Source organism: Myxococcus eversor, from assembly GCF_010894455.1.
Taxonomy (GTDB): domain Bacteria; phylum Myxococcota; class Myxococcia; order Myxococcales; family Myxococcaceae; genus Myxococcus; species Myxococcus eversor.
The window spans coordinates 41,719-65,542 of the sequence record NZ_JAAIXY010000002.1 but is presented as its reverse complement, the minus strand read 5'-3'; the positions used below and the strand labels follow the sequence as shown (position 1 = coordinate 65,542).

General features: G+C 70.7%; 17 protein-coding genes. 5 read left to right on the top strand and 12 right to left on the bottom strand.

Annotated elements, in window-relative coordinates:
* The first annotated feature begins 135 nt into the window (after nucleotides 1-135).
* Nucleotides 136-1,671 (top strand): serine/threonine-protein kinase, encoded by a 1,536-nt coding sequence (locus G4D83_RS03740; RefSeq protein ID WP_163862917.1) that lies wholly within the window; start codon nucleotides 136-138, stop codon nucleotides 1,669-1,671.
* Nucleotides 1,672-1,800: 129 nt separating this feature from the next.
* Here G4D83_RS03740 and G4D83_RS03735 read toward each other — a convergent pair whose 3' ends face one another.
* On the bottom strand, nucleotides 1,801-2,334 hold the full coding sequence (locus G4D83_RS03735; RefSeq protein WP_163862915.1) for an FHA domain-containing protein: 534 nt from the start codon (nucleotides 2,332-2,334) through the stop codon (nucleotides 1,801-1,803).
* A gap of 149 nt (nucleotides 2,335-2,483) precedes the next feature.
* Between G4D83_RS03735 and G4D83_RS03730 the strand changes: the two genes are divergently transcribed.
* A complete protein-coding gene (locus tag G4D83_RS03730) occupies nucleotides 2,484-3,029 on the top strand; it encodes a hypothetical protein (protein WP_163862913.1) in 546 nt (181 codons plus the stop codon).
* A gap of 30 nt (nucleotides 3,030-3,059) precedes the next feature.
* Nucleotides 3,060-4,484 (top strand): alpha/beta hydrolase, encoded by a 1,425-nt coding sequence (locus tag G4D83_RS03725; RefSeq protein WP_163862911.1) that lies wholly within the window; start codon nucleotides 3,060-3,062, stop codon nucleotides 4,482-4,484.
* 12 nt (nucleotides 4,485-4,496) lie between these two features.
* Here the strand turns inward: G4D83_RS03725 and G4D83_RS03720 are convergent, their stop codons facing one another.
* The 4 genes from G4D83_RS03720 to G4D83_RS03705 form a co-directional block, all read right to left on the bottom strand.
* Entirely contained in the window at nucleotides 4,497-5,348 is an 852-nt protein-coding gene (locus G4D83_RS03720; RefSeq protein WP_163862909.1) for an ATP-grasp domain-containing protein, read from the bottom strand.
* A gap of 82 nt (nucleotides 5,349-5,430) precedes the next feature.
* Nucleotides 5,431-7,050 carry a serine/threonine-protein kinase gene (locus G4D83_RS03715; RefSeq protein ID WP_163862907.1) on the bottom strand — a complete coding sequence of 540 codons (1,620 nt, stop codon included), beginning with the start codon at nucleotides 7,048-7,050 and terminating at the stop codon, nucleotides 5,431-5,433.
* Nucleotides 7,051-7,383: 333 nt separating this feature from the next.
* Nucleotides 7,384-8,025: a TetR/AcrR family transcriptional regulator gene (locus G4D83_RS03710; RefSeq protein ID WP_163862905.1), complete on the bottom strand. Its 642-nt coding sequence runs from the start codon at nucleotides 8,023-8,025 to the stop codon at nucleotides 7,384-7,386.
* A 95-nt stretch (nucleotides 8,026-8,120) separates the two neighbouring features.
* Nucleotides 8,121-9,419 (bottom strand): metallophosphoesterase, encoded by a 1,299-nt coding sequence (locus tag G4D83_RS03705; protein WP_163862903.1) that lies wholly within the window; start codon nucleotides 9,417-9,419, stop codon nucleotides 8,121-8,123.
* Between the two features lie 251 nt (nucleotides 9,420-9,670).
* Between G4D83_RS03705 and G4D83_RS03700 the strand changes: the two genes are divergently transcribed.
* A complete protein-coding gene (locus G4D83_RS03700) occupies nucleotides 9,671-14,038 on the top strand; it encodes an RCC1 domain-containing protein (protein ID WP_163862900.1) in 4,368 nt (1,455 codons plus the stop codon).
* Between the two features lie 70 nt (nucleotides 14,039-14,108).
* Here G4D83_RS03700 and G4D83_RS03695 read toward each other — a convergent pair whose 3' ends face one another.
* The 3 genes from G4D83_RS03695 to G4D83_RS03685 form a co-directional block, all read right to left on the bottom strand.
* Nucleotides 14,109-15,083 carry a TIGR02996 domain-containing protein gene (locus tag G4D83_RS03695; protein WP_163862898.1) on the bottom strand — a complete coding sequence of 325 codons (975 nt, stop codon included), beginning with the start codon at nucleotides 15,081-15,083 and terminating at the stop codon, nucleotides 14,109-14,111.
* The gene (locus G4D83_RS03690) at nucleotides 15,080-16,498 is read right to left on the bottom strand and encodes a reverse transcriptase family protein (protein WP_163862896.1); all 1,419 of its coding nucleotides are present in this window, start codon (nucleotides 16,496-16,498) and stop codon (nucleotides 15,080-15,082) included. The genes G4D83_RS03695 and G4D83_RS03690 overlap by 4 nt, the downstream gene beginning before the upstream one ends.
* A 202-nt stretch (nucleotides 16,499-16,700) precedes the next feature.
* On the bottom strand, nucleotides 16,701-19,751 hold the full coding sequence (locus G4D83_RS03685; protein ID WP_163862894.1) for an aldo/keto reductase: 3,051 nt from the start codon (nucleotides 19,749-19,751) through the stop codon (nucleotides 16,701-16,703).
* A gap of 36 nt (nucleotides 19,752-19,787) precedes the next feature.
* Between G4D83_RS03685 and G4D83_RS03680 the strand changes: the two genes are divergently transcribed.
* Complete coding sequence (locus G4D83_RS03680) at nucleotides 19,788-20,420, top strand: hypothetical protein (RefSeq protein WP_163862891.1); 633 nt, start codon at nucleotides 19,788-19,790, stop codon at nucleotides 20,418-20,420.
* Nucleotides 20,421-20,441: 21 nt separating this feature from the next.
* Here the strand turns inward: G4D83_RS03680 and G4D83_RS03675 are convergent, their stop codons facing one another.
* From G4D83_RS03675 to G4D83_RS03660, 4 genes are all read right to left on the bottom strand, one after another.
* Nucleotides 20,442-21,047: a hypothetical protein gene (locus G4D83_RS03675; protein ID WP_163862889.1), complete on the bottom strand. Its 606-nt coding sequence runs from the start codon at nucleotides 21,045-21,047 to the stop codon at nucleotides 20,442-20,444.
* Nucleotides 21,048-21,213: 166 nt separating this feature from the next.
* A complete protein-coding gene (locus G4D83_RS03670) occupies nucleotides 21,214-22,278 on the bottom strand; it encodes an alpha/beta hydrolase-fold protein (protein WP_163862887.1) in 1,065 nt (354 codons plus the stop codon).
* A gap of 10 nt (nucleotides 22,279-22,288) precedes the next feature.
* Complete coding sequence (locus G4D83_RS03665; protein WP_163862885.1) at nucleotides 22,289-23,194, bottom strand: TIGR01777 family oxidoreductase; 906 nt, start codon at nucleotides 23,192-23,194, stop codon at nucleotides 22,289-22,291.
* On the bottom strand, nucleotides 23,191-23,763 hold the full coding sequence (locus tag G4D83_RS03660) for a peroxiredoxin family protein (protein WP_163862883.1): 573 nt from the start codon (nucleotides 23,761-23,763) through the stop codon (nucleotides 23,191-23,193). Before G4D83_RS03660 ends, G4D83_RS03665 begins: the two co-directional genes overlap by 4 nt.
* Between the last annotated feature and the right edge of the window lie 61 nt (nucleotides 23,764-23,824).

The following is a 23,824-nucleotide window of genomic DNA, read 5'->3' as shown; positions in this document are numbered from 1 at the left end:
CGGGCTCGGGGCCTCCGGCTGGAGTGAGGGGTCCTCGAGGACCTCTGGCGGAGGCAACGGCGCGGACGTTGCGTGGAAGACAGAGGGGCCGGTGTGGGTTGCCGTTGGGCCCGGGCATGGAGAGTTCTTCACACCATGGGCAACGATGACCTCTTCGCGCAGACCCTGCTGTCCGGTCGTGGAGGCTCCATGAGTGGCGAGCCCCGGATGGGCGTGGAGTTGCGGGAGGGCTCGGTGCTGGGCAGCTACCAGCTCGAGACGTACCTGGGTGAAGGCTCCATGGGGCGGGTGTTCCAGGCGCGTCACGCGCGGCTGGGGCGGCAGGTGGCCCTGAAGGTGCTGAAGCCGGAGCACGCGCGGGACGGCGGCTTCGTGCAGCGCTTCTTCCAGGAAGCCCGCACCGTGAATCAAATCAACCACGAGCACATCGTGGAGATCTTCGACTTCGTGGACGAGGGCGAGGGTGGCCATGTCTACTGCGTCATGGAGCTCTTGCGCGGCCATGGGCTGGGCGCGCTCCTGAAGCAGGAGCCGCTGTCGCTCGCGCGCATCCAGCGCATCGCCGTGCAGGTCTGCGCGGCGCTGGGCGCGGCCCACCACGTGGGCGTGGTGCACCGGGATATCAAACCGGACAACCTCTTCCTCACCCAGCGCGCGGGCCAGCCGGACTTCGTGAAGGTGCTGGACTTCGGCGTGGCCAAGCACCTGTCCTCCGAGGGGGCTCCCACCGGCACGTTGGACGGCACCATCATCGGCACGCCGGCGTACATGTCTCCAGAGCAGGCCGCGGGCCTCTCGGTGGACGCGCGCTCGGACATCTACGCGGTGGGCAACATCTTCTACGAGATGCTCTGCGGGCATCCGCCGTTCCAGGCGGAGGCCTTCGGTCAGCTGGTGGTGCAGATCATCACCCAGCCGCCGCCGCCGCTGCCCTCGCACCTGCCTTCCGGCGAGCCGCTGCCGCCGCAGCTCGCGGACCTGGTGATGCGCTGCCTGGCGAAGGAGCCGGAGGCGCGGCCCCAGACGCTCGCGGAGGTGACGACGGGGCTGTTGCTGATGCCCGTCCAGGCGCCCTCGTCGCCGGAGGCCGTGGCGGCGCTGGAGGCGTCGGAGCGGCCCACGCGGCGGATGGCCGCCATCGCGGGAGCGACGCGTCGTCGCGCGGTGATGGCCGCGGGCGGTGGCGTGCTGGCGCTGCTGACGGGAGCGCTGCTGTGGACCGGGATGCGCTCGACGAACTCGAAGGGCTCGGTGGTCTCTGTGGACGAGTCCCTCCTCGCGCGCGCGCCAGTGTCCGTCGTGGCGCCTCAGCGCGAGGCCGAGGCCCGGGCGGAGCCGTTGCCGCTTGAGCTCGTTCATCCCGCCGTCAGGCTCACCGTGCACTCCTTCCCGGAGGGCGCGCAGGTGGTGCGCTCGGACACGGGCGAGGTGCTGGGCATCACCCCGCTGGTGCGTGAGCTGCCGCGCCGCGAGGTGCCGCTGACCCTCAAGGTGGAGCTGGCGGGCTACGTGTCGTCGGAGCGCTCGGTGCGGCTGGATGCCCACGCCGAGCTGGAGGTGCCGCTGGCCAAGTCCCTCACCGCGAAGACGAGCGCGAAGAAGGGCACCCGGAACGCTCCCGCGCCTCGCAGGGGCACTCGCGCGGCGAGCGCTGACCCGGCTTCACGGTAGGAGCAGGCAGCCCCGCCGAGAGCGAGGACTCCTTCGGGACGGGCAGGCTGCTCGTGGCGAGCGCCGCTCCTTCGTTGCGTGAAGGGCAATCTCGCCGCGCTGCTCGTGGGAGCGTCGGGCCTTCCCGCCTCAGCGCGAGGCGGCCGTCTGCGCCAGGACCTGCGCGGCGATGCGGGAGATGCGCTCGTCGAAGCCGTCCGCGTCGTGGAAGGTGAAGCGCACGTCGCCCACCTCCAGCTTCGCGCCGGGGCTCAGCTCCGCGCCGTCCTCGGTGAGCTCCTGGCCATCCAGCTTCACCGGCCGGGCATCCGCCACCTTCGCCACATGCCAGCCCGCGTGGGGCCGGGGCGTGAGGATGAGCTGCTCCCTCGACACCGTGGCGTCGTTGACGACCAAGGCGTTGTTCGAGGCGCGGCCCAACCGCATGGGGCCTCGCTCCGCCAGGGCCACCAACTCGAAGCACATGGCGTCCCCGGCGGGCAGACAGTCCCGCAGGTCCGTCAAGGGCAGGCGGGTGGCACCCACGTTCCCCTCCGTCGTCTCGGGGACGTTCCACGCGCCCGCCTCCCACACCAACCAGGGGTGTGGGTACTTGGCGCGAAACTTTTCCTTCAGAGCCATGTGCTGCCTCACCAGCAGCGAGAGCAGCAGAGCGCGAGCCATGGGTGACTCATAACCTCTTCGGAGCCCGCCGGGCGCGAGAAGGTGCGTCCAGGTGTCCACGAATGGTCGGAAGCCAGGCGGGGGAGGCCCCTCTCGCGCCCAGGCGGGGGCCTGTAGTACACCCGCGCCCACATTCGTCTGGAGGTCCCATGCGCCGCCTGCTGCTCGCTCCGTTGTTGCTCCTCGTCCCCGCCTGCCAGGGCGAAACCGCGAAGGACGTCACGGCCGCGGTGGTGGGCAAGACGGTGGAAGTGGCCAAGGGCGCCAGCAGTGGCGTGGTGGAGGGCCTGAAGGAAGGCCGCAAGGGCGCGGTGAGCACGGATGGCTCGCGCACGCTGTCCGCGGCCGACGAGGTCCACGCCAACACGGAGCTGTCCGTGCTGGAGGTGAAGGCGTCCAGTGGAGGAGGGGTGGAGGTGGTGCTGGCCGTGACGAACAAGACGGCCGAGCCGCTGCACCTGCTCGGACTCCAGGAGGGAGGAGGCGCGCAGCTCCTGGACAAGGATGGCTTCGCCACGTCGCTCCAGGCGCGCTCTCCGGGACAGGCGGCGGACTCCATCAAGGTGCCGCCCTCGGTGAAGGTGAAGGCGAGCGTCTTCTTCGATGGCGAGGCGGACAAGGCCGCGAAGGTCCGGCTGTGGGGCCGCGAGTTCACGGTGCCGGGGACCGCCACCGCCACCAAGCCCCAGCCGTAGGTCGGTTCCCTCCAGCCGTTGGAGACCTTGATGCGCCGTCTGTCCGCCGTCCTGCTGTGCGCGACGCTGCTGTCCGCGTGTGATGACTCCGAGGGCTCGGTGTACGTGCGGCCCCCGCCCTTCACCCAGTCGTACCCGGATGGGGGCGTCTCACCGGATGGCGGCTCGGGACCGGAGAGCTGGGCCTGTCAGCGCTCGTCCGTCGTGCGCGGCGCCCCCATCTCCCTGTGGGTGGGCTTGCAACTCGCGATGAGCCGGGCCACCTCGCCCGAGGTCCGCACCGCGGCCATCGACCAGTTCGTCGCGGACGTGGCGGCGCAGGGCGGCACGCCGCTGGTGAGCGACGCGAGCTCAGGCCGGCAGCGGGTGGTCTTCTTCGTCCGGGGTGATGCCGCGCGCGACACGTACGTGGCCGGCGACTTCAACGAATGGTCGCCCACCGCCACGCAGCTCGCGCAGGTGCGCGACACGGACCTGTTCGTCGCGGAGGTGGACATCCCACGCACGGGGCCACACCCCTACAAGCTGGTGAAGGCTGGGAGCTTCTTCGAGGACCCCCGCGCGAAGAACGTGGTGTGGGACCGCCTCAACCGCAACGCGGTGGGCCAGTTCAATTCGCTCGTGTATCCGGACGCGCAGGACGCGACGAAGGGGCGGCTCACCGCCTGGTACGGCGTGCACGCCACGGTGCTCGGCGATGCGCGCGACGTGTACGTCTACATGCCGCCTTCGTACGACGGCCCGGAGTGCCCGACGCTGCCGGTGATGTACGTGCACGACGGCAACGAGAGCATCACCCGCGAGTCCTTCGTGGACGCGGCGGACGCGCACTACAAGGCGCGGCCCCAGGACGCGGCGGTGCTCGTCTTCGTGGCGCTGCCCACCCAGGACGTGCGGCTGGCGCAGTACACCTTCCCGCCCGCGCGCGCGCCGGGCTGGCCCGCGCCCAAGGGTGACGAGTACCTGGCCTTCCTGAAGGATGACCTGATGCCGCGCGTGGAGGCGGGCTTCCGGGTGAAGACGGGGCCGCGGGACACGGGCATCTTCGGCGCGTCGCTGGGCGGGCTCATCTCCGTGTACGCGGGCTTCCAGTTCCCGGAGAGGTTCGGCTTCGTGGGCACGCAGTCGGGGACGCTGTTCTGGCCGCACGACGGCGAGGTGGACCGGGACGACGGCAACGCCATGGTGGTGCGCGCGGGGCAGGAGCCGGTGGTGCCGGTGCGCTTCTACGTGGACCATGGCTCGCCCGCGACGGGCTGCACGGACGACGGAGAGCAGGGCTCCGACGACTGTCAGTCCAACATCCAGTTCCTCGCGGCGCTGAGGAGCCGGGGCTACGACGTGGCCTACGTCCATGAGCCGAGCGGGCAGCACGACTGGTTCTTCTGGAAGAAGCGCCTGCCGAAGCTGCTGTGCGTGTTCCGCAACACGGACACGCGGGTGTGCGCGCTCTAGGGCTTCACGGCCTCAGAGCCTGGCTGCGATGGCGCGGGCCAGTCGGCCCGAGGCCTCGGGGTCCAGGGACAGGAAGAGGGAGGGCTCGGTGACTTCCACTTCCTGCAGGCGCGTGATGCCCTCGTTGTCCGTGGCCAGGTCCACGCGCGCGTAGAGCAGTGGCGCGCCCATGGCCTCCAGCACGCGCTCCGCCAGCCGGATTTCCTCGCGGTTGTCGGGTGAGAAGACGGAGGGCTGCGCGAAGCCTCGAGGCGCGGACTTGAGCGTGGGAGGACGGCGCACCGCGTGGCTGAAGGCGCCGTCGAAGGAGATGTAGCTGCGCTCGCCTTCCGTCTCGAAGGCGGTGAGGTAGGGCTGCACCATCAGCTCGCACGCGGCGGCCAGCTCCGTGACGAGCGCGGTGGCGGTGGCGGCTTCCGAGCGCGGGAGGATGTGCGTCTTGAGCGCGCCCGCGGACACGGCGGGCTTGAGGACGACGGTGTCCCAGCCGCGCGACTTCATGAGCGCTCCGACGTCCAGGGTGCCACCGCGCTCCACCCAGACGGTGGGCGTCACGGGGATGCCCCTGGCCTCCAGCTCGCGCAGGTAGAACTTGTGCGTGTTCCAGCGCAGCACGTCGGCGGGGTTGTGGAGCTTGGTGAGGCGGCCCACTTTCTGGGCCCAGGCGACGAAGGTGTCGCGGCGCAGGTGGCTGTCCCAGGTGGTGCGCACGACGGCCAGGCGCACGGTGCGGAAGTCCACCGTCGGGTCGTCCCACACGACGGGCCGCGCATCCAGTCCGAGCGCCTTGAGCGCGGGGAGCAGGGGAGCATCGTAGGCGTCCAGCTCCGGCAGGTCGGCAAAGGTGAGGACGGCCACGTCCATGGTGTGTCGCTCCCGGTGAGGCGTGCGCGCCCTGATTAGCGCGAAGGCGTCACGGGTGCAGGGGTTTTGAATGGGGCTCGCGTCAGGCCGGGCGAGCGGTGGCGGGGGCCCGGGGAGGCGCCTGTCCCGAGGCCTCTCCGACCTTGTCCGCCTTGTCCTGCTGGTTGCGCGCGTGGGCCTCGCGCAGCGCGTTCGCGAGCAGCGCCTGGCCTCGAGGATACGGCGCGCCTTCGCCATCCACCGCGAGCAGTTGCTGTCGCAAGAGCGCGCCGCTGGCGGTGCGCTGCTCCGGCCGCTTCTCGAGCAACCCCATCACCGCCGCGTCCAGCGCCGGCGACACCTCCGGGTTGAAGTGCGAGGGCGGCGCCAGCTCCTGGTCCAACGTCGCGCGCAGCAGCGCCTCCTGCGTGGAGCCCTGCAGCGCGCGTCGCCCCGTGAGGGCCTCGTGCAGCGTCAGCCCCAGCGCGAAGAGGTCCGCGCGCCCATCGAACGGACGGCCCGCCGCCTGCTCGGGCGCCATGTAGCCCAGCTTGCCGCGCACACTGCCCGCGGCGGTGAGCTGCGAGCGCGCCGAGTCCCGCGCAATCCCGAAGTCCGACAGCTTCACGTCGCCGAAGCGCGACACCAGCACGTTGGGCGGGTTGAGGTCCCGGTGGACCAGTCGCAGCGGCTGCCCATCCGGGCCCGTGCGCCGATGCAGGTAGTCGAGCGCCGATGCCAGCTCCGCGCCCAGGAACGTCACCGCCGCCACCGGCAGCGGCTTGCGAGCCAGGCCCCGCATCAGCGTGCTGAGCGGCATCCCGTCCACGAACTCCATCGCGAGGAAGTACGTGCCGCCATGCCGCCCCAGGTCGAACACCTGGACGATGTTGGGGTGGTTGAGCGACGAGCACAGCTCCGCCTCCCGGCGGAACATGGTGACGAACTCGTCGTCGTCCGCGAACGAGGGGAGGATTCGCTTGAGGGCCACCTGCTTCTGGAAGCCACCCTCCGGGCAGTACGTGGCCCTGTACACCTCCGCCATGCCGCCCGCGCCCACGCGCTCGTGCAGCACGTACTTGCCCATGACCTCCTGCTCGCGCAGCGCGGACAGCGCCCCGCGCGTGAGCTGGAGGAAGTGCCGCGCCAGCGTCGCCGTGAAGACGCCCGCGGCCACGAAGAAGAACGCCCGAGTGGCGATGAAGCGCGGCGTCAGCGTGATGAGCGCTGACTCCGGCAAGAGCGGCTGGACGAAGAGGAAGTAGATGCCCAGGTACTCGGCCGCCACGAGGATGCCCGCCGCCAGTGCCAGCCGGGGGTTGCTGCGCAACGTCGCGAGCGTAATCAGCGTGGGCCAGATGACCAGCGTGGGCGCGGTGAGCGCGTAGATGGGCCCCTGGAAGCGCAAGTCGAACGCCAGAACCACCGCGGGGATGCTGACCTCAATCGCCACGTTGAGCCACGGAATCGCCGGGTGGAACGCGCCCGAGCGCAGCACGCGCCACAGCGCCGTGTAGTAGAGGGCCAGGACGGCGGACAACCCCATCAGGGCCTGCGTCAGGCCCCAGCCAATCGAGGGCCCCAGCGCGGCGGCCACCAGCACCGAGGCGCCCGACAGGCCCGCCATGAAGCGCGCCACCGACAACTCCCGCGCCTGCGCATCGCGTCGTAGGTGGCCGTCGAGGAAGCGGGTGACGGGGCTGGTCAGGGTGTGCGGGGTCATCGGTTCTCCCACTCTACAAAACCTGGGAACCCGACACGTCCTCCCAGGGCCGCCAGCCCGCTTCCCCGTCGGAGGGACCGGCCCGGCCACGGGATTTCAGGAAGGGGCCCCAGGGGGGCTGTCACCCGCATGTTACACGGACTGCTCTCCGCGCCCGTCGAGGACCCGCCGCCACACCGCGGGCTGGCGTCCACGAGAGGCGAAAGCCCCCTTGTCTGCTGCTGGCCGCGGTCAGCGATTCGCTCGCCTGCGAGGGGCCGGTGCCGCGGGCCACCCTCAGCGGCGTGGCGAACACGAAGAGGTTCGACATGCTGGTGGGGCTCGCGCCGGGCGCTACGGCTTGGTGCGCGCGAGGGTGCCGTCCGTCAGCAGGAGGTCCAGCGCGTTGGCGAGCGGGTCATAGCCGAGCGTGGCGCGGAAGAGGTTCTGGTACATCAGGGCGCCCAGGTATCCGCCAAAGACGCCGTGGGCGGCCTGCTCGGTGTCGATGTCCTGACGGAACTCGCCGGTCTTCTGGCCGTGGCGGAGGATGCCTCCCAGCACCTTGGCGTACAGGCCCAGCTTCTCGCGGATGGCCTCGGCCACCCGCTCGTTCGAGTCCGCCGCCTCGGCCGCGAGCATGCCGAAGAAGATGCCGTACTCGCGATTCGCGCCCAGGAAGTGGTGGGTGCGGCGGGTGAAGGCCTGGAGTTGCTCGCGTGCGGACAGGGTGCGGTACTCGTTGATGAGGTCCACGAAGGCGGTCTGGTAGCGCTGGTGCAGTTCATCAATCGCCGCGAGGAGCAGGTCCTCCTTCGTGGGGAAGTGCCAGTACAGCGCGCCGGGGGTCATCCGGATGGCGCGCGCCAGGTCCGCCATCGTCGTCGCCAGGAAGCCCCGCTTCGCGAACAGGGTGATGGCGGCTTCGAGGATGTCCACGCGCGTGCGTGCCGAGCGTTCCTGCTTGAGCTCTCTCTTCGCCGGTTCCTTGCTCATGGCGCGGAAAACCATACCCCAGGCCCGCCGCCAGGCTCGGGTTCGTTCGCTGGACGGAGGAACTCTCGACGCGCGGGCTTCCGGCTCGGCTGCCTTCACGCCGCCAGCAGCGTCACCTTGACGATTTCCGGAGGCGCTCCCACGCGCAGGGGTGGCCCCCAGAAGCCCGTGCCCCGGCTGACGTAGAGGTGCTTGCCGCCCTCCTCGAAGTGTCCCGCGTCGTGCTCCCAGATGGCGGACACCGCGAGCGTGAACGGGAAGAACTGTCCCCCATGCGTGTGACCGGAGAGCTGCAAGCCCATCCCCGCCCGCGCCGCCACGCGCCAGTTCGATGGCTGGTGCGCCAGCAACACCGCCGCGCGCTCCGGCTCCCGCCCCGCCACCGCCGCCGTCAAATCGTAGCCCTGCTTCGCCCCCGTGTGCCCCGCCGACCAGTCATCCACGCCCACCAGGTCGAACGAGGCCCCCGCGTCTCCAATCCGCACATGCCGGTTGCGCAGCACCTGCACCCCCATCCCCTCCAACGCTCCCGCCCACGCCGCATGGTCCCAGTAGTACTCGTGGTTCCCCGTCACGAAGTACGTCCCGTGCCCGGAGCGCAGCTCCCGCAGCGCCGCCACCGAGGGCCCCAATGACGCGACCTTGCCATCCACCAGGTCTCCCGTGATGGCCACCAGGTCCGGGCGCAATGCATTGCACCGCGCCACCAGCTCATCCATGAACTTGCGCTGGATGACCGGCCCCACGTGGATGTCGCTCAAGTGCACGATGCTGAAGCCATCCATCGCCTTGGGCAGCCCCGGCAACCGCACCGCCACTTCATTCACCACCGGCGGATGGAACGCGCTCCACATCCCGTAGCTCGTCAGGCTCCCCGACGCGAGCAGCGCGCCTCCCGCCGTGGCTCGCGCCAGGAATCGCCGCCGCTCCACGTTCACTTCCGGCGCCTCGCGCGCACTTCCACCGGACAGGCTCACGTCGCCAGGGCCATCGGCGACCTCCGTCATCGCCACGGAGGCGCCCGCGCCCGCCAGCGACGTGACGAGGCCCACGTCATCGGCCCGCGCCACGGCGGCCCGTCGTCCCCACCGCCGCGACAGCGCCCTCGCGCCGCCAATGCCCCACAGCGCGAACAACAGGTATATCGCCGCGCCCATCCACATCCACACCGCCGTGGCCACGGCGAAGGTCGCGTCCAACGGCAGGAAGCGCGTCACGGACCAGGACAGCACCAGCAGCGTGCCCAGCACCGTCATCACCCCCATGCCCACCCGCCGCCACCAGCGGTCCTCCGACGTGTCCGCGAACAGGCGCCGATACAGGTAGATGTGGACCCCCACGGTGATGAGGCTCGTGAGGACCGCGAAGATGATGAAGCGCGCTGGTGAGTCCATGGGCTCCCAATCCTCTCCTGGCTTCGACGCACCGCAACGCATTCCTCGTGAAGAAACGTGAATCACCCAGCGACTGTGTTCCGCCTGCCTGCCCGTGGAGGAAGCTCCTGGGACGGGTGTGACTCCGTTGCCCTGGGCGGGGTCTTCCCGACGCGCCGTCCTCCTCCTGGCAAGCGTGCCCGCGCACGACGCTTCTCATCCGCCAAGGACACGAGGTATGGACGGCCGCTTCTCGCGCTGGAGGCGAAGTGATGCGGATGGACAACCTGAAGGCGGGCCCGTGTTTCCCGCTGGTATTGGTGCTGAGCGTTCTGCTCGCCGCGGGGTGCGATGACCTCTCTGCGCCCGTCGCGGCGCGAATCCCGTCGGAGTCGGGAGCCACGCGCTCCCAGGCCCTCGCGGTGGCGTCCGCCCCCAAGGTCGCCGCGGGTGCACAGCACTCGCTCTACGTCACACCCCTGGGCACCGTGTGGGCCTGGGGTGGCAATGCCTCGGGTCAGCTCGGCTCCGGAGCGATGTCCTTCCAGCGCGTCCTCGCTCAACAAGTTCCGGGCCTGAAGGACATCACCGGCGTGGCGGCGGGGGACTCCCACTCGCTCGCGGTGCGCTCGGACCGGACGGTGTGGACGTGGGGCAGCAACTCCTCCGGCCAGCTCGGTGACGGCACCACCACGGACCGGGCCACGCCGCGCCAGGTGGCCGGGCTCACCGAGGTGGTGAGCGTGGCGGCCGGCGAGTTCCACTCGCTCGCGCTGCGCTCCGACGGCACCGTGTGGGCCTGGGGCAGCAACTTCTATGGCCAGCTCGGCCGGGGCAACACCCAGCCAGGGCCCACGCCTGTCCAGGTCACGGGCCTCACGAACGTGGTGGCCCTGGGCGCGGGCTTCGACTTCTCCCTGGCCGTGCGCGCGGATGGCACCGTGTGGGCCTGGGGCGCCAACAGCTACGGCCAGTTGGGCGACGGCACCTTCACCCAGCGGCTGGCGCCGACGCAGGTGATTGAAATCAAGAACGTCACCGCCGTGGCCGCGGGCCTCTACCACTCGCTCGCGCTGCGCTCCGACGGCACCGTGTGGGCCTGGGGCAGCAATGCCTCCAGCCAGCTCGGCGATGGGACCTGGTCCGACCGGCCCTCACCGGTGCAGGTCGCGGGCCTCTCGCGCGTGAAGGCCCTGGCCGCGCAGGACGCCGGCTCGCTGGTGTTGATTGACGACGGCACGGTGTTCACCTGGGGCCGCAACACCAACGGACAGCTCGGCGACGGCACCACCACCGACAGCCCCTTCCCCGTGCTGGTGCGCGGGCTGGGCTCGGTGGCGGCGGTGGCCGCGGGGACGCAGCACGCGGTGGCGCTGCGCGCGGATGGGACGCTGTGGTCCTGGGGCAATGGCACCTCCGGCCAGCTCGGCCATGGCAGCTCCGAGCGCCTGCTCTCTCCAGAGGTGGTGACGCGCCTGTCCGGCGTCACGGCGGTGGCCTCGGGCAGCTTCCACTCGCTGGCCTCGCTGTCGGATGGCTCGGTGTGGAGCTGGGGGCGCAACTACTACGGGCAACTGGGTGACGGAACCGCCGCCGAGCGTCACGCGCCGGTGCGGGTGCTCGGCCTGGGTGACGTGCGCGCCGTCAGCGCGTCCGGACATCACTCGCTCGCGCTGCGCTCGGATGGCACCGTGTGGGGTTGGGGCCGCAATGCCAACGGGCAGCTCGGCGACGGCTCCACGCGAGACCGCATCACGCCGGTGCAGGTGGTGGGCCTGAGTGGCGTGACGTCGCTGGCCGCGGGTGGCAGCCACGTGGTGGCGCTGCGGAGCGATGGCACGGTGTGGACGTGGGGCTACAACGGCGTGGGCCAACTGGGTGATGGCTCCACGAAGGACCGCCTCACGCCGGTGCAGGTGAAGGCGCTCCCGAGGGCGGTGGCCGTGGCGGCGGGGACCTACTTCTCGCTCGCGTTGCTCACCGACGGCACGGTGAGGGCGTGGGGCGATGGCTTCGAGGGACAGCTGGGCGATGGCGGCGGCGTCCAGCGCGAGACGCCGGTGCAGGTGCTGGGGCTTGTGGGCGTGCGGAGCGTGAGCGCGGGCGCGGCGCATGCGCTGGCCGTGCTCGAGAACGGCACCGTGTGGGCGTGGGGCGACAACGCGGAGGGGCAGCTCGGCGATGGCTCGTGGGCGGACCGGTTCCGTCCCGTGCAGGTGCCCGGACTCACGGGCGTGCGCTCCGTGGCGGGCGGGCTGTACCACTCCATGGCGCTGGGCCTGGATGGAACGCTGCGCGCGTGGGGCTCCAATACGTATGGCCAGCTTGGGGATGGAGGCGTCACCTCGCGCGTGGTGCCCGGCGTGGTGCCGGGGGCCTCCGGCGTCACGCTGCTCGGTGGCAGCTACCTTCATGTGCTGGCGGTGCGTCAGGACCGCACGGTGCTGGCGTGGGGCTACAACCGCTTCGGACAGCTGGGCCTGGGGGCCGTGGGTTGGAGCGCGGTGCCGGTGCAGGTGCGCGGTCTGGGGCAGGGACGCAGGCTGGTTGCGGGGACGTCGCACTCGATGCTCGTGCGTGGTGATGGCACCGTGCTCGCGTGGGGGCAGAACGCCTCGGGGCAGCTCGGCGATGGCACCACCACCTACCGCGCGTCGCCCGTGCCAGCGCAGGGCCTGCCGTGTGCCCGCTCCATCGCGACGGGAGGGCAGCACTCGCTGGTCCTCTCCTGCGACGGCACGGTGTGGACGTGGGGCGCGAATGCGCGCGGGCAGCTCGGTGATGGCACCGTCAAGCCACGCCTGACGCCCATGATGCTGGAGGGGCTGTGGGGCGTGGTGGCCGTGGCGGCGGGGGGGGATTCCTCCATGGCCCTGCGCGCCGACGGCACGGTGTGGACGTGGGGCTCGAATGACAGCGGACAACTGGGGGATGGCTCCAAGGGAGACCGGGCCACGCCGATGGAGGTGAAGGCCTTGTCGGGCATCGCCTCCGTGGTGATGGGCGAGGCCCATGCGCTCGCGGTGGGACAGGACGGCGCGGTGTGGTCCTGGGGCGCGAACGGCTCCGGCCAGCTCGGTGATGGCACCACGAGCGCGAGCGCGACGCCGCTGCGCGTGTCGGGGCTGGAGGCCGTCGCGAGCGTGAGTGTCGGCCGCGCCTTCTCGCTGGCGGTGCTGCATGACGGCACGGTGTGGAGCTGGGGTGCGAACAGCGCCGGGCAGCTCGGTGATGGCACCAACAGCCCGAGGGGAACGCCGAAGCCGGTGCTCCTGCTCAAGAGCGTCAAGGCGGTGGCCGCGGGCTCTCACCACGCGGTGGCCGTGCTTCACGACGGCACGACGTGGGGCTGGGGAGACAACGGCTACGGGCAGGTGGGCGACAGCACCCGCTTCCTGCGCTTCAAGCCGGTGCAGGTGGTGGGGCTCACCGCGGTCGCCGAGGTGGCCGCGGGCGAGCAGCACTCGCTGGCGCTGCTGGAGGACAGCGGAGTGCGAGCCTGGGGCAGCCACGAGTATGGCCAGCTCGGCGAAGTGGAGTCGGGGCCGAGGACGGCGCCGGTGGACATCAAGCTGCCGACGTCGAAGGACCTGGCGCCTGTCGTCTCGCTGCGGGCGTGGTACCAGCACGCGGTGGCGCTCCTCTCGGATGGCACCGTGCAGACGTGGGGTGGCAACGGGTACGGGCAGCTCGGCAACGGCACCACCGAGGACGAGTCCCTGCCGACGACGGTGGAGGAGTTGCCGAAGATTCGGGCGGTGGCTCCTGGCGCGTGGCACACGCTGGCGCTGGCCGAGGACGGAACGGTGTGGGCGTGGGGCAACAACGTCTTCGGGCAGCTCGGTGATGGCACCACGACGCAGAGCTTGAGGCCCGTCCAGGTGGTGGGCCTGGGCCACGTGGTGTCCATCGCCGCGGGCAGCTACCACTCGCTGGCGGTGACGGAGGACGGCACCGTCTGGAGCTGGGGCTACAACGTCTTCGGGCAGCTCGGTGACGGCACGCTGGAGGCGCGTTGGATTCCCACGCCCATGAAGGAGCTGAAGGGCGCGGTGGCGGTGGCGGGCGGCGAATACCACTCGCTGGTGCTGCGCGCGGACGGGACGTTGTGGGCCTGTGGCAACAATGCGTATGGCCAGCTCGGAGAAGGGACCGCCACCGACCGCAAGTCACTGTTCCAGGTGATGGGACTCGAAGGGGTGAAGTCCATGGATGCGGGCGGTTATCACTCGGTGGCGCTGCGAGCTGACGGCACCGTCTGGACCTGGGGCTCCAACAGCCATGGGCAGTTGGGGGACGGCGGGCTGTCCACGCGCATCTACCCGTCTCCCGTGCCGGGCCTGGCGGAGGTGGAGTCCCTGGGCGTTGGCGCCAATCACACCTTCGCCGTGGGCTCCGACGTCTGGGCCTGGGGGCGAAACTCGCACGGGCAGCTGGGCACCGGAGACAGCTCTCACCGGTTGGAGCCCACGTTGGTGAAGGGGCTCCGAGGCGCGAAGACGGTCTCCGCCGGAGGGGACTTCTCCATCGCCCTCAATCGTGACGGGGCGGCGGTGAGCTGGGGTACCAACTTCCACGGGACGCTGGGCCTGGGGGTTCCTGGGCAGCGCGCCGTGCCGGGTGTTGTCGCGATGCCCTGAGCCGTCGCTGGTGCCGGGGCGATGACGGCGATTGCGTCGTCGCCCCGGAAGGCTCCAGGTGTGAAGCCGCTCAGAGCCGCAGGCCCGCACCCAGTCGCTTGACGAGTGGGCCCAGCTCATCCCGGTCCAGGCCCATCTCCAGCAGCTCCAGGCGCCGCAGCTTCGGCAGGGCCTTGGCGGTGCGGAACGCGAGCGCGCCTTCCTCGCTCAAGTCGTTCTTCGACAGCTCCAGTCGTTCCAGGCCCGTGAGGCCCTTGCTCTTCGCGAGGGCCTCCGCGGCTTCGTCGCTCAGTTCGTTGCGGTTGAGCGTCAGCCATTGGAGCGCGCCCAGTCCCTTCGCGCCCGCCAGAGTCTCCACGCCTTCGTCGGACAGGCCGGAGCCGGACAGATACAGCCGCCCCCATGGAAGGGTCGCCTTCGAGAGGAGCCCCGCGCTGGCGTTCGTCAGCGCGCCGCTGGAGAAGCTGACGGAGCGCAGCTTGGGCAGGACATTGCTCTCGACGAGGGCGCGGACCGCCGCGTCCGTCGCGCCCGACAGCACCAGGCCGGTCAGGTGTCCGGCCCGAGGGGAGGAGGCCAGCGCCTTCGTCGCCGCGTCGACCCCCGAGCCTTCCAATCGCAGCCAATGGACCTGGGAGAACCAGGGCTGCTCGGCGGCGCGCTCCAGGCCCTTGCCATCGCGCGTGTCCACGCACAGCCGGGACACGGGCTCCAACGCGAACAGCTCCGGGCCGTGCTTCGCGAGCTTGTCTTCGGCGAGGTTCAGCTCCTCGATGAAGCCCCGGTGGTAGCGCGGCTCGTGCACTTTCGCGTCGCGCAGCGGCTTGAGCCAGTCGCGGCCGTGCGCGTCCATCAGCTCCCGCGCGCGCAGGTGGAGTGAGCGGCGTCGGGCCGGGTCCATGCGGCCGGGCAGGGCGAGCTGCACGCGGATGAACTCGGCGCGCGCGGCGTCCACGGACTGCAGCGCCTCCGCGCACGCGAGTCTCGGCGCGTCGTTGGCGGGGTCCTCGACGACTTTCGCCAGCAGTGCCTCGAAGTGGCTCATGGGTTCAGCAGCTCCTTCACCTCGCGCTGCCAGCGCGTGCCCAGCTCCGGATGCACCATGCGCACGTAGGCGGCGTAGCCCTCGAGCCAGGCGGGGAAGTTGGGACGGCCCCGGGCCTGCGACTCCACGCCGTGCTTGCGACAGTTGGCGAGGATGGCCTTGAAGCGACGGCGCTCCTCGCGAGGGATGGACACGCGTTGATTGACGGTGAGGCCCGTCACCCGCTGGCGTCCGCCCTGGCGCATGACGCGGCGCTTGGCGGCGTTCTCCGAGAAGCCCTCCTGCTGGAGGATGGCGTTCACCCACCAGAGGAAGCGGCCCAGTCGCTCCGGAGGTTTGACGAAGGAGAAGGAGAGGTCATCCGCGTAGCGCGTGTACGAAGCGCCCGCCTTCTTCGCCAGCGCGTGCAGGCGCGCGTCCATGCGGCGGCAGACGAGGTTGGCGATGGCGGGCGAGGTGGGCGCGCCCTGGGGCAGCACGCCGGGCCACACCACGGTGCCGTCCGGGAGCTTGGGCCGCCAGGTGGTGAGGCCCGCGAGGGTGGAGGACACCTCATCGTTGTAGCCATGGGCCTCGAAGAAGCCCTTCACGCGGCGGTAGTGCACCGTGGGGAAGAAGTCCTCCAGGTCCACGCGCACCACGACGTGGGCGCCGACGTGGACCTCCGCGTTCGTCACCGTGGAGCGGCCGGGCACGAAGCCGTGCACGGCGGGGTGCGTGGGCAGGTGTGTGAGCAGTCCTTCGAGCAGGTTGCGCTGCGCGGCCTTGAGCTTCGCGCGTGGTGCGCAGATGCGGCGCATGCCGCCGGAGCGCTTGGGCGTCTCGAACTCCACGTAGCCTGAGCCCGCGCCGGAGCCGGGGCGCATCAGCGCGTCCAGCTCCGCGACGTCCACGCCCACCAGCTTCGCCACGTCATCGCGGGATTGGAGCTTGGGCAGCTTCGCGGTGACGGAGGGCTTGCGCTTCACCAGGTCTTCGCGACGCCTGGGGTAGAGGCCGAAGTGCCAGCCGGTGGGGTTCCAGCCTCCGAGGGCGTGGGGGCTCGGGCGGCGGGGCGGCTCCTCGCGGCTGTCGGGCAGCGACACGTCGGCGAGCCCCAGCTTGCGCACGGCGGCGCGCGCGGCGGAGGCCACGCGGGAGTCGGCGTCCTTCACGCGGCGGCGCAGGTGGCCGGCGGCGGTGACTCGGGGGAAGAGCAGGGGGATGAGGCGCACGGCCTGGATGCGCTCGCGCGGGTCCACGCTGCCCAGGCGCTTCGTGACGACCTCGCTCCAGTGTCGGCTGACGTAGAAGCGGGCGACTTCGTATTCGGCGAGGCCCTGGTGGCGCTCCAGCAGTTCGGTGATGCGGCTGAAGTGCGCCTCGGGGTCCTCCATCAAGGGCTTGAGCTCGAGGAGGAGTGAGACCAGGTCCATTCAGGCGCTCCAGGCGGAACCGCGTGCTCCTGGGGACGCCGCCACCTGCACGGCAGAGGCGGACGAGGTCGGGGAAGCCCGCCAGGCGGACCTCGTACCGCGTCGTCCTTCAATGGGTGTCATCGGCAGCCGCGACGTGACATCGCGGACGAAAGGCTGGCTGCACGCGGCCCCAGGAGCGGGCCGAAGCTCACCACATCCTTCACGATGAAGGAAGGTCGCCGAGCTCCAGGGGCCCGTCTTCTTCCAGGAGGGCGAGCAGCGCTTCCCGACTTCCTCCCGGCGCCCGACGCACCAGGGTGTCGAGCTGTCGTCCCTGGGCGCGCACGTGCTCGCCGTGGGCGCGCATGACGGACAGGGCCTCTGGCTCCATCCACGGGCGGGACAGCACTTCGAGGTTGTGCAGCAGCTCGCGGCGGTTGCGGGGCGCGGTGAGGCTCGCGCTGACGCCGGGCTGCGAGAGGGAGTAGCGGTAGCAGTCCACCGCGGAGGGGAGGGGCGTGTCCTGGGCCACGCCGGGGATGGGGCGCAGCAGGCGGCCGTAGCAGGTGGTGGTGAAGGTGAGCACGCCAGTGCCCTGGCGCTGGGCCTCGGGGAAGAAGGCGGACTCGGCACCCGGGTGCGCGGCGCTGTGCCGTGTCATCACGACGGGCCATGGGTGCCGGGTGAGCGCGTCGCGAGCGAGGTCTCGCAGGTGCGTGGAGAAGCCAAAGGCGCGCAGCTTGCCTTCGGTGCGCAGGCGCTCCAGGGCGGCGTAGTCCTCGTCGGAGAGGCGCTCGGGGGCGCGGACCCAGAAGAGCAGGAAGACGTCGAGCCACGAGGTGCGCAGTCGGCGCAGCGCGGACTCCACGTCGCGACGAATGGCGGCAGGGCCCGAGTGGTACGTGCCCGCCACGATGACGGAGCGCTCGCGAGGGCCGCGCCCGCTGCGAAGGAACTGCGTCAACGCGGCGTAACGGGGCTCCCAGAAGAAGGTGTCGATGCCGGCTTCGTGCGCCTCGAAGAAGGGCTCGCGCGAGGTGAGGTGCGCGCCGGAGAGGACGAGGGGCGAGACATTCAGTCCAGTGCGCCCCAGGGGACGTGACGAGGCTCGCGGTGGAGGCGGTGGGCGAGGTGATGGGGTGGTGCGCTGTCGTGGAGCGGAGGTGGGGCGGAGGCGCGCGAGCTCGGGCTCGGCGGTGAAGAGCGCATCGGGGAAGGTGAGTGTCAGCGCTTGCAGGTGCGTGACGACGCGGGCGGGCTCGGTGTGGGCGCGCAGGGAGTCGCGGAGCAGGGCGAAGGCGGTGTCATCGGCTCGGCGCAGGCGCCACGTCCATGCGGCGATGCGCAAGTCGGTGTCGTGCCCGGGGGTGGGCTGGCGTGGTGGTGGCTCCTGCCGTGTGTCGCCGGACTCCAGCGGCGAGGCCTCTGGTGTGGGCAACTTGTTGTGAATGTCGGGAAGTGGCGGAACGTCCAGTCGAGAGTTGGCCGGCGGGCCCAGCAGCGCCTCCAGTCGTTCATCGAGCGTGTCGCAGGCCTCCAGTGGGGAGGCCGCCGCATTGCGGACCATCAGCTCGGTGTCACGTGACAGGCGCAGCAGGGCGCGCAGCTCCGCGTCACCGTTCTGGGGTCGGAGTTGCTCGGCGGCGCGGGCTCGTATCCACGGGTCGGGGGAGAGGGCGCAGCCGAGCGCGAGCGTGGACTGGTAGGTCGGGTCGCCGGATGCGAGCGCGCGGCCGTGTGAGAGGGCGAGCTGCAACGCCATGCGACGCACGCTCGGGTCGGAGTCATCGAGGCAGACCCGGGCAGCGCTGTCGACGTCCAGCACGGCGGCTCTCAGCCACGGGTCCTCGTGGGACTCAGCGTGCTCTCGTTCGGTCTGCGTGAGCCAGTCCAGTGACGCGAGGGCTTGCAGCGCCACCGCGCGCACGGAGGGGTCCTCATCTTGAGATGCACGGAGGAGGGGCTCGGAGGCTTCCATGTACGCTGCGGCGGTGGCGACGGCCCGGCGCTCTCGCGGCGAGGTGGCTCGTGGAGCGAAGGCCACCAGCGCCGTGGCGAAGTCCTCGACGGCCGATGCCGAGCGAGGCCTGCGCTCCCAGGCTCCGATGACCTCGGCGCGCACGGAAGCGTCTTCGTCATCGAGTGCCTTCAGCACGAGGCCGCGACTGTCCGGGTCGAACACGAGCGCGGAGATCACCGCTCGGCGGATGTCGGCCTCGAGGTGTTGCGCCAACGCGCGCGCACTGGCCAGGAGTGCCTCGTGTCCCTGCTTCACCGCGACACGTGTGGCCCAGGCCAGTGAGCCCGGCCGGGGTGGCGCCGCGAGGATGCGGGTCGCGAGGTCGACCTCATCCACGTTGAGGCGCTCCAGCAACGCGCGTGCTTCGTCCTGGGCATGCGGCACGCGCGGCTCGTCCAGCCAGTGCATGGCGAGGCGCGGTGCTTCCGCGTCCTTGCGTTCACGGAGCCGCCGACGCGCGAGGGCACGAAGGGGCTCGTGTGGATCTCCCAGCCACTCCACCAGCTCCCGCGCGGAGAGGGACTCGGCGGGTCGTGCCTCCAGTCGCGCGGTGGTGACCGCGGGGTCCTCACTCGCGAGTCCCGCTTCCACATCGTCGACGCGTGAGCCCTCTGCCCGGGGGGCAGCCATCGCACTGCCCTCCGCATCAAACGGACGCGGCCCCACGTCACCCGAAGCCACGGCACGCCACTCACCTTCCAGCCACGCCACCGCCGAACGCAGCGGTCCCTGCTCCCTCGCCTCCGCCGCCCTCCGCACCTGCTCCCTCAGTCCCTCGTTCCCCGCCCCCAGCCACGCGAGGGCCTGCACCGCCGCATGGCGCACGCGCCAGAACGGGTCCTCCAGCGCCGCGAGCAATACCCCCACCGCACCCGAGCCCGCGACGGAGGCCGCCGCACGCACCATCGCCCTGCGCACCCACCACACGGACTCCCGCCGCACCGCCCGCTCCGCATGAGGCAACAGCGCCTCCACACCCAACCGAGCCAGCGCGCGCCACGCTCTATCCCGCACCATCGGCATGGCATCATCGAGCGCTTCAATCAGCGCGGACGCAAAGCGCGCATCCCTCGCATCACCGAGTCGCCGCGCGGAGATTGCGCGCACCTCCGCGTCCTCATCCGTGAGCAGCGCCTGCCTCAGCGCGTAGCGTCCCACCAGCTCCGAGGCGTCGACCGCGCCCGCCGCCTCGCGCCGCACCGTGACGTCCTCGTCGAGCAGCCGCACGGTGGCCAGGTCCAGTTCGAGCATCGCCGGAGACTCTAGGCGCCCTGCTACACTGCGGACATGCCCGACATGCTGGCCATCATCAGCAAGGCGATTTTCGAGAAGGAGGCCGCTGGCCTCTCTCCCGGCCAGGTGTTGCCGACGGACCGCTACCGCAGCCAGAGCAAGCACCTCACTCCACTCGAGGACGGCGGACGCCTCTTCCTCGTCACCGTGCGTCCCCCCGACGAAGCTCTCTGGCTCGTCGCCGTGCTCGAAGGCCTGTCCTCCGATGACGAGGGGTGGATTGGCCGCAAGAACCGCGTCCCCATCACCGACGTCACCTCCGCCATCTCCAAGCTGCGCTTCGAGTCCGGCAAGGGCATCCAGGCCGCGAAGGGCGCGCTGGGCATGTCCCTCCAGACGCCTCGCGTCCTCACCTTGGCGGACTCGGAGCTCCTGCTCGGAAGCGCGGGCGGCGGACCCATCAACTTCACCGCGCACCAGGAGCACTCCGCGCTGCCCTGTCTGTGCAAGCAGTGCCTCCCCCGAAGCCCCGAGCGCGCGGAAGCCCAGGGCATGCGCTTCCTCCGTGCACAGGTGGAGACCGGTGGCCGGCTGCTCTACTACTGGCTGCCCGAGGAACTCACCACTGACTCACGCGCCGTCGCCCAGGCCGTTCGCGGCGCCCTCATCGGGCGGCTCGGCTCCTGACTCACTCAGCGGAGGGAACCGCTACTTCGCGTCCGGCGTGGCCAGCTCCGAGCCGATCTGCTGCCACTCCTGGGCGTAGGCGCCCCGGGTGAAGGTGCGCAGGTCGTCGCTCGTCACGGTGCCTCGCGCCAGCGCGGTGTCGAGCGCGCGGACGACGGCGGTGCGGTGCGGCTGCTCCACGTAGGGGTTGCCCTCTCGGAACACCTCGCCGAACAGCGACTCCAGCCGGCCATCCTGCTTCAGCCGCTCCACGATGCGCGCCTGCGAGGCGGGCTCGTCCGCGTGCGCATGCAGCATCGCGGAGGCCATCCCACCCTGGGCGTCGGCGTCGGGGAACTCCGAAAGCAACTCCAGCTCCGCGTCCGCGCCAGCGATGGCCGAGGCCTCATTGGCAGCGGGCGCCAGCGCGGGGTTGATTGCGGGCGTGGCGCGCGGCGTCGGCCGACGCTCCGGCTCGAAGTCGCTGCGGCCCTGGAACGGACTCACCGCGCGGTGTGCCTGGACTTCCTTCTTTCCGGGGCTCTGCTGCACGTTCTTGGAGGCGGAGTCCGGCCGCTCCGTGCTGGAGCGCTCCGAGACGGAGCTCTTCGGCGGGGACGAACGGTTGCCACCATCAATGCGCGACATGAGTGCGCTCCAGGAAGACTGCGAGCCGGTGCGGGCATGGCTCCGGGAAGTCTCAAGGAAGTTATCGGACGCCCCGGGCGCCAGTTGCGTCCAGCACGAAGGTGAGGTGGCACACGGACCCATGCCGCGCTGATGACCACCAGAAGACACTTGAGAAATGCAGCAACTACCGGCGCTTGGCCACGGGCTGTGGAGCGAACAGCGCCTCCAGCCCACGCACCACGTCATCCCGCCAGGCCGGGTAATTGTGCCCTCCGCTGTACTCCCGGTACTCGACGCGGTGCCCGGTGCCCTTCAGCAAGGGGACGAGCCGCTGGTTGCCCTCCAGCAACACCTCGAAGCGGCCACAGCTCATCCACACGTCCAGCGGGCGACGAGGCAGGTGCCGCGCCAGGTCGAACACGACGAACTCGTGGTTTTCCACGACGAACGCCCCCGACTGCGACAGCACCCGTCCAAAAATCTCCGGCGCGCGCAGCCCGATGAAGAGCGACATCAACCCGCCCAACGACGAGCCCAACACCCCGTGCACGCCCGGGTTGTGTCGTTCGTCCACCAACGACAGGTGCTCCCGGGCCAGGGGCAGCACCTTCCAGAGGAGGAGGGCCACGGTGTACTCGCTGCACGCGTACTCCACGCCGCGCGTCACGCCGCCGTTGGAGACGAGCGCGAGGGCCACGGGCCGCATGCGGCCATCGGCGACCAGCGTGTCCACCAGCTCCGGCAGGCGCACGCGGCGCAGGTAGTCATCGCCATCGAGCACGACGAGCAGCGGCACCGGCCCACGCGTCGGCGGGGCGTACAGGTGCACGGTGCGCTGGCCGTCCAGGCCCACGTCGGACATGTCCACGCGGTGGCGGGTGACGTGGCCGCGCGGCACGCCTCGGGGACGGCGCAGGGGCAGCGAGGGCCCACCGTCGGGCATGTAGAAGGCGTGGTTGACGTCGCCGAAGCCGTTGTCGGAGACGCGGACGTTGAAGTCGTCCTTCAGCCGCTGCCCGTGGGAATCGAAGAGGGCGTATTCGACGTACGCGTCGCGGGGCAGCGCCAGCGAGCGAGTCCACAAGCCCGGCGCCACGCGCTCCAGGGGAAGCGGCTCGCCCCTCCAGTCCTGGAAGTCACCCTGCACGAAGACAGGCCCCCGCCCCCGCCACACGAAGGTGGCCGTGTCTCCGATGATGACGGGCGTGCCCTCGGCTCGCGCTCGCGCTTCCAGCTCCCTGGCTTCCATGCGCGTCAACCTATGTCAGTAGATTCCTCAGCGCTCCCTCCAGTTCGGGAAAGCGGAAGGCGAAGCCTGTCTGCCGGGCACGCGCGGGCAGCACGCGCTGACCCTCCAGGACGACCTTCGCCATCTCCCCCATGGCCGCCTTCACCATGAACGCGGGGATGTGCATGACCGACGGCCGGCCCAACGCATGGCCGAGCGCATGGGCAAGTGTCGCGTTCGTCACCGGCTCCGGGGCCGTCGCGTTCACCGGGCCCTCCACCGTCGCGTCCTGGAGCACGAAGCGCACCATCGCCTGGGCATCCTCGCGGTGAATCCAGCTCACGTACTGCCGGCCGCTGCCCACCGCGCCTCCCGCGCCCATGCGGAAGGGCGGCAACATCTTGTGGAGCGCGCCGCCGTCCGGATGCAGCACCACGCCCATGCGCACCACCGCGGTGCTGATGCCCGCGCCGCGCGCGTTCCCCGCCTCCGCCTCCCAGTCCACGCACACCCGCGCCAGGAAGTCGTCCCCCGGCGGGCTCTCTTCCGTGAGCGCCTCCGCCTCGCGCGCGCCGCCGTAGTAGCCGATGGCCGACGTGGACACGAAGCGCTTCACCGTCCCCGCCGCCTTCATCGCCTCCACCAACATCCGCGTGCCCAGCACCCGACTGTCGTGGATGCGCTGCTTCGCGTCCTTCGTCCACCGCTGCGCCACCGGTTCACCCGCGAGATGAATGACGGCGTCCGCGCCCCCCAGCACCTCCGGGGCGACCGCCGCCCGTCCATGGAAGGGCGCACCCGTCACCCCCGGCGGCAGCTTCTCCAGCGCCCGAGGCACGTCCCGCGTCAGCACATGCACGGTGTGTCCCTGGCTCAACAAACCCTGGACAATTCCTGGGCCCAGAAACCCCGTGGCGCCGGTGATGGCCACCTTCACGGCGCGGCCTCCGGGGCCTTGGGCGCCGCCGGCGTGTTGAGGTCCACCCCCACCAGCGTGCTCAGGGCCGAGAAGAACGCCACCTGCTCCTCCGGTTTCATCTTCCCGGAATACCGGTAGACCACCGCGCCCTGGGCATCCAGCAGCAGCACGTTGGAGGTCTTCATCGGCAGGCCCCACGGCGCCGAGCCCATCGTCCCGTCCAAATCCACCAGGATGGGCACGCCCACCTTCTTCTCCTCATCCCGCACATAGGAGAGGGCAATCTGCCGAGCGGGAAAGAAGTCGAACTTCCGCAGGTTGGCCACCGCCACCACCCAGGCGGAGCCCAAGAGGTTCCGCTCCTTGCCACGCGCGAACAGCTCCTCCTTCAGCTCCGCGTTGAGCGTCGTGGAGTCCTTGTCCTCATAAAAGAGAATTACCGGTTTTCCACGCCATTTCGAGAGGCGAATCTCATCTCCGCTGGAACTCCGTAACGTCGCATCGTGCGGGCCGTCTGCTGGGCTGGAAGCCAGCGCACCCTGGGTCAGCAGGGCCGCCGTCAGCGTGCTTGTGATCCACAACTTCATGAGGTGACCCCCGGTGGACAAGGTTCTTACAAACCCTGTACATAGCCTTGACAAGCCCTCG

What these genes read in the sequence shown, in the direction of transcription:
- G4D83_RS03700 (WP_163862900.1), top strand. Translation starts at nt 9,671, where the DNA reads ATGCGGATGGACAACCTGAAGGCGGGCCCGTGTTTCCCGCTGGTATTG.
- G4D83_RS03730 (WP_163862913.1), top strand. Translation starts at nt 2,484, where the DNA reads ATGCGCCGCCTGCTGCTCGCTCCGTTGTTGCTCCTCGTCCCCGCCTGC.
- G4D83_RS03715 (WP_163862907.1), bottom strand. Translation starts at nt 7,050, where the DNA reads ATGACCCCGCACACCCTGACCAGCCCCGTCACCCGCTTCCTCGACGGC.
- G4D83_RS03670 (WP_163862887.1), bottom strand. Translation starts at nt 22,278, where the DNA reads ATGGAAGCCAGGGAGCTGGAAGCGCGAGCGCGAGCCGAGGGCACGCCC.
- G4D83_RS03725 (WP_163862911.1), top strand. Translation starts at nt 3,060, where the DNA reads ATGCGCCGTCTGTCCGCCGTCCTGCTGTGCGCGACGCTGCTGTCCGCG.
- G4D83_RS03675 (WP_163862889.1), bottom strand. Translation starts at nt 21,047, where the DNA reads ATGTCGCGCATTGATGGTGGCAACCGTTCGTCCCCGCCGAAGAGCTCC.
- G4D83_RS03680 (WP_163862891.1), top strand. Translation starts at nt 19,788, where the DNA reads ATGCCCGACATGCTGGCCATCATCAGCAAGGCGATTTTCGAGAAGGAG.
- G4D83_RS03740 (WP_163862917.1), top strand. Translation starts at nt 136, where the DNA reads ATGGGCAACGATGACCTCTTCGCGCAGACCCTGCTGTCCGGTCGTGGA.
- G4D83_RS03685 (WP_163862894.1), bottom strand. Translation starts at nt 19,751, where the DNA reads ATGCTCGAACTGGACCTGGCCACCGTGCGGCTGCTCGACGAGGACGTC.
- G4D83_RS03710 (WP_163862905.1), bottom strand. Translation starts at nt 8,025, where the DNA reads ATGAGCAAGGAACCGGCGAAGAGAGAGCTCAAGCAGGAACGCTCGGCA.
- G4D83_RS03735 (WP_163862915.1), bottom strand. Translation starts at nt 2,334, where the DNA reads ATGGCTCGCGCTCTGCTGCTCTCGCTGCTGGTGAGGCAGCACATGGCT.
- G4D83_RS03705 (WP_163862903.1), bottom strand. Translation starts at nt 9,419, where the DNA reads ATGGACTCACCAGCGCGCTTCATCATCTTCGCGGTCCTCACGAGCCTC.
- G4D83_RS03660 (WP_163862883.1), bottom strand. Translation starts at nt 23,763, where the DNA reads ATGAAGTTGTGGATCACAAGCACGCTGACGGCGGCCCTGCTGACCCAG.
- G4D83_RS03720 (WP_163862909.1), bottom strand. Translation starts at nt 5,348, where the DNA reads ATGGACGTGGCCGTCCTCACCTTTGCCGACCTGCCGGAGCTGGACGCC.
- G4D83_RS03695 (WP_163862898.1), bottom strand. Translation starts at nt 15,083, where the DNA reads ATGAGCCACTTCGAGGCACTGCTGGCGAAAGTCGTCGAGGACCCCGCC.
- G4D83_RS03690 (WP_163862896.1), bottom strand. Translation starts at nt 16,498, where the DNA reads ATGGACCTGGTCTCACTCCTCCTCGAGCTCAAGCCCTTGATGGAGGAC.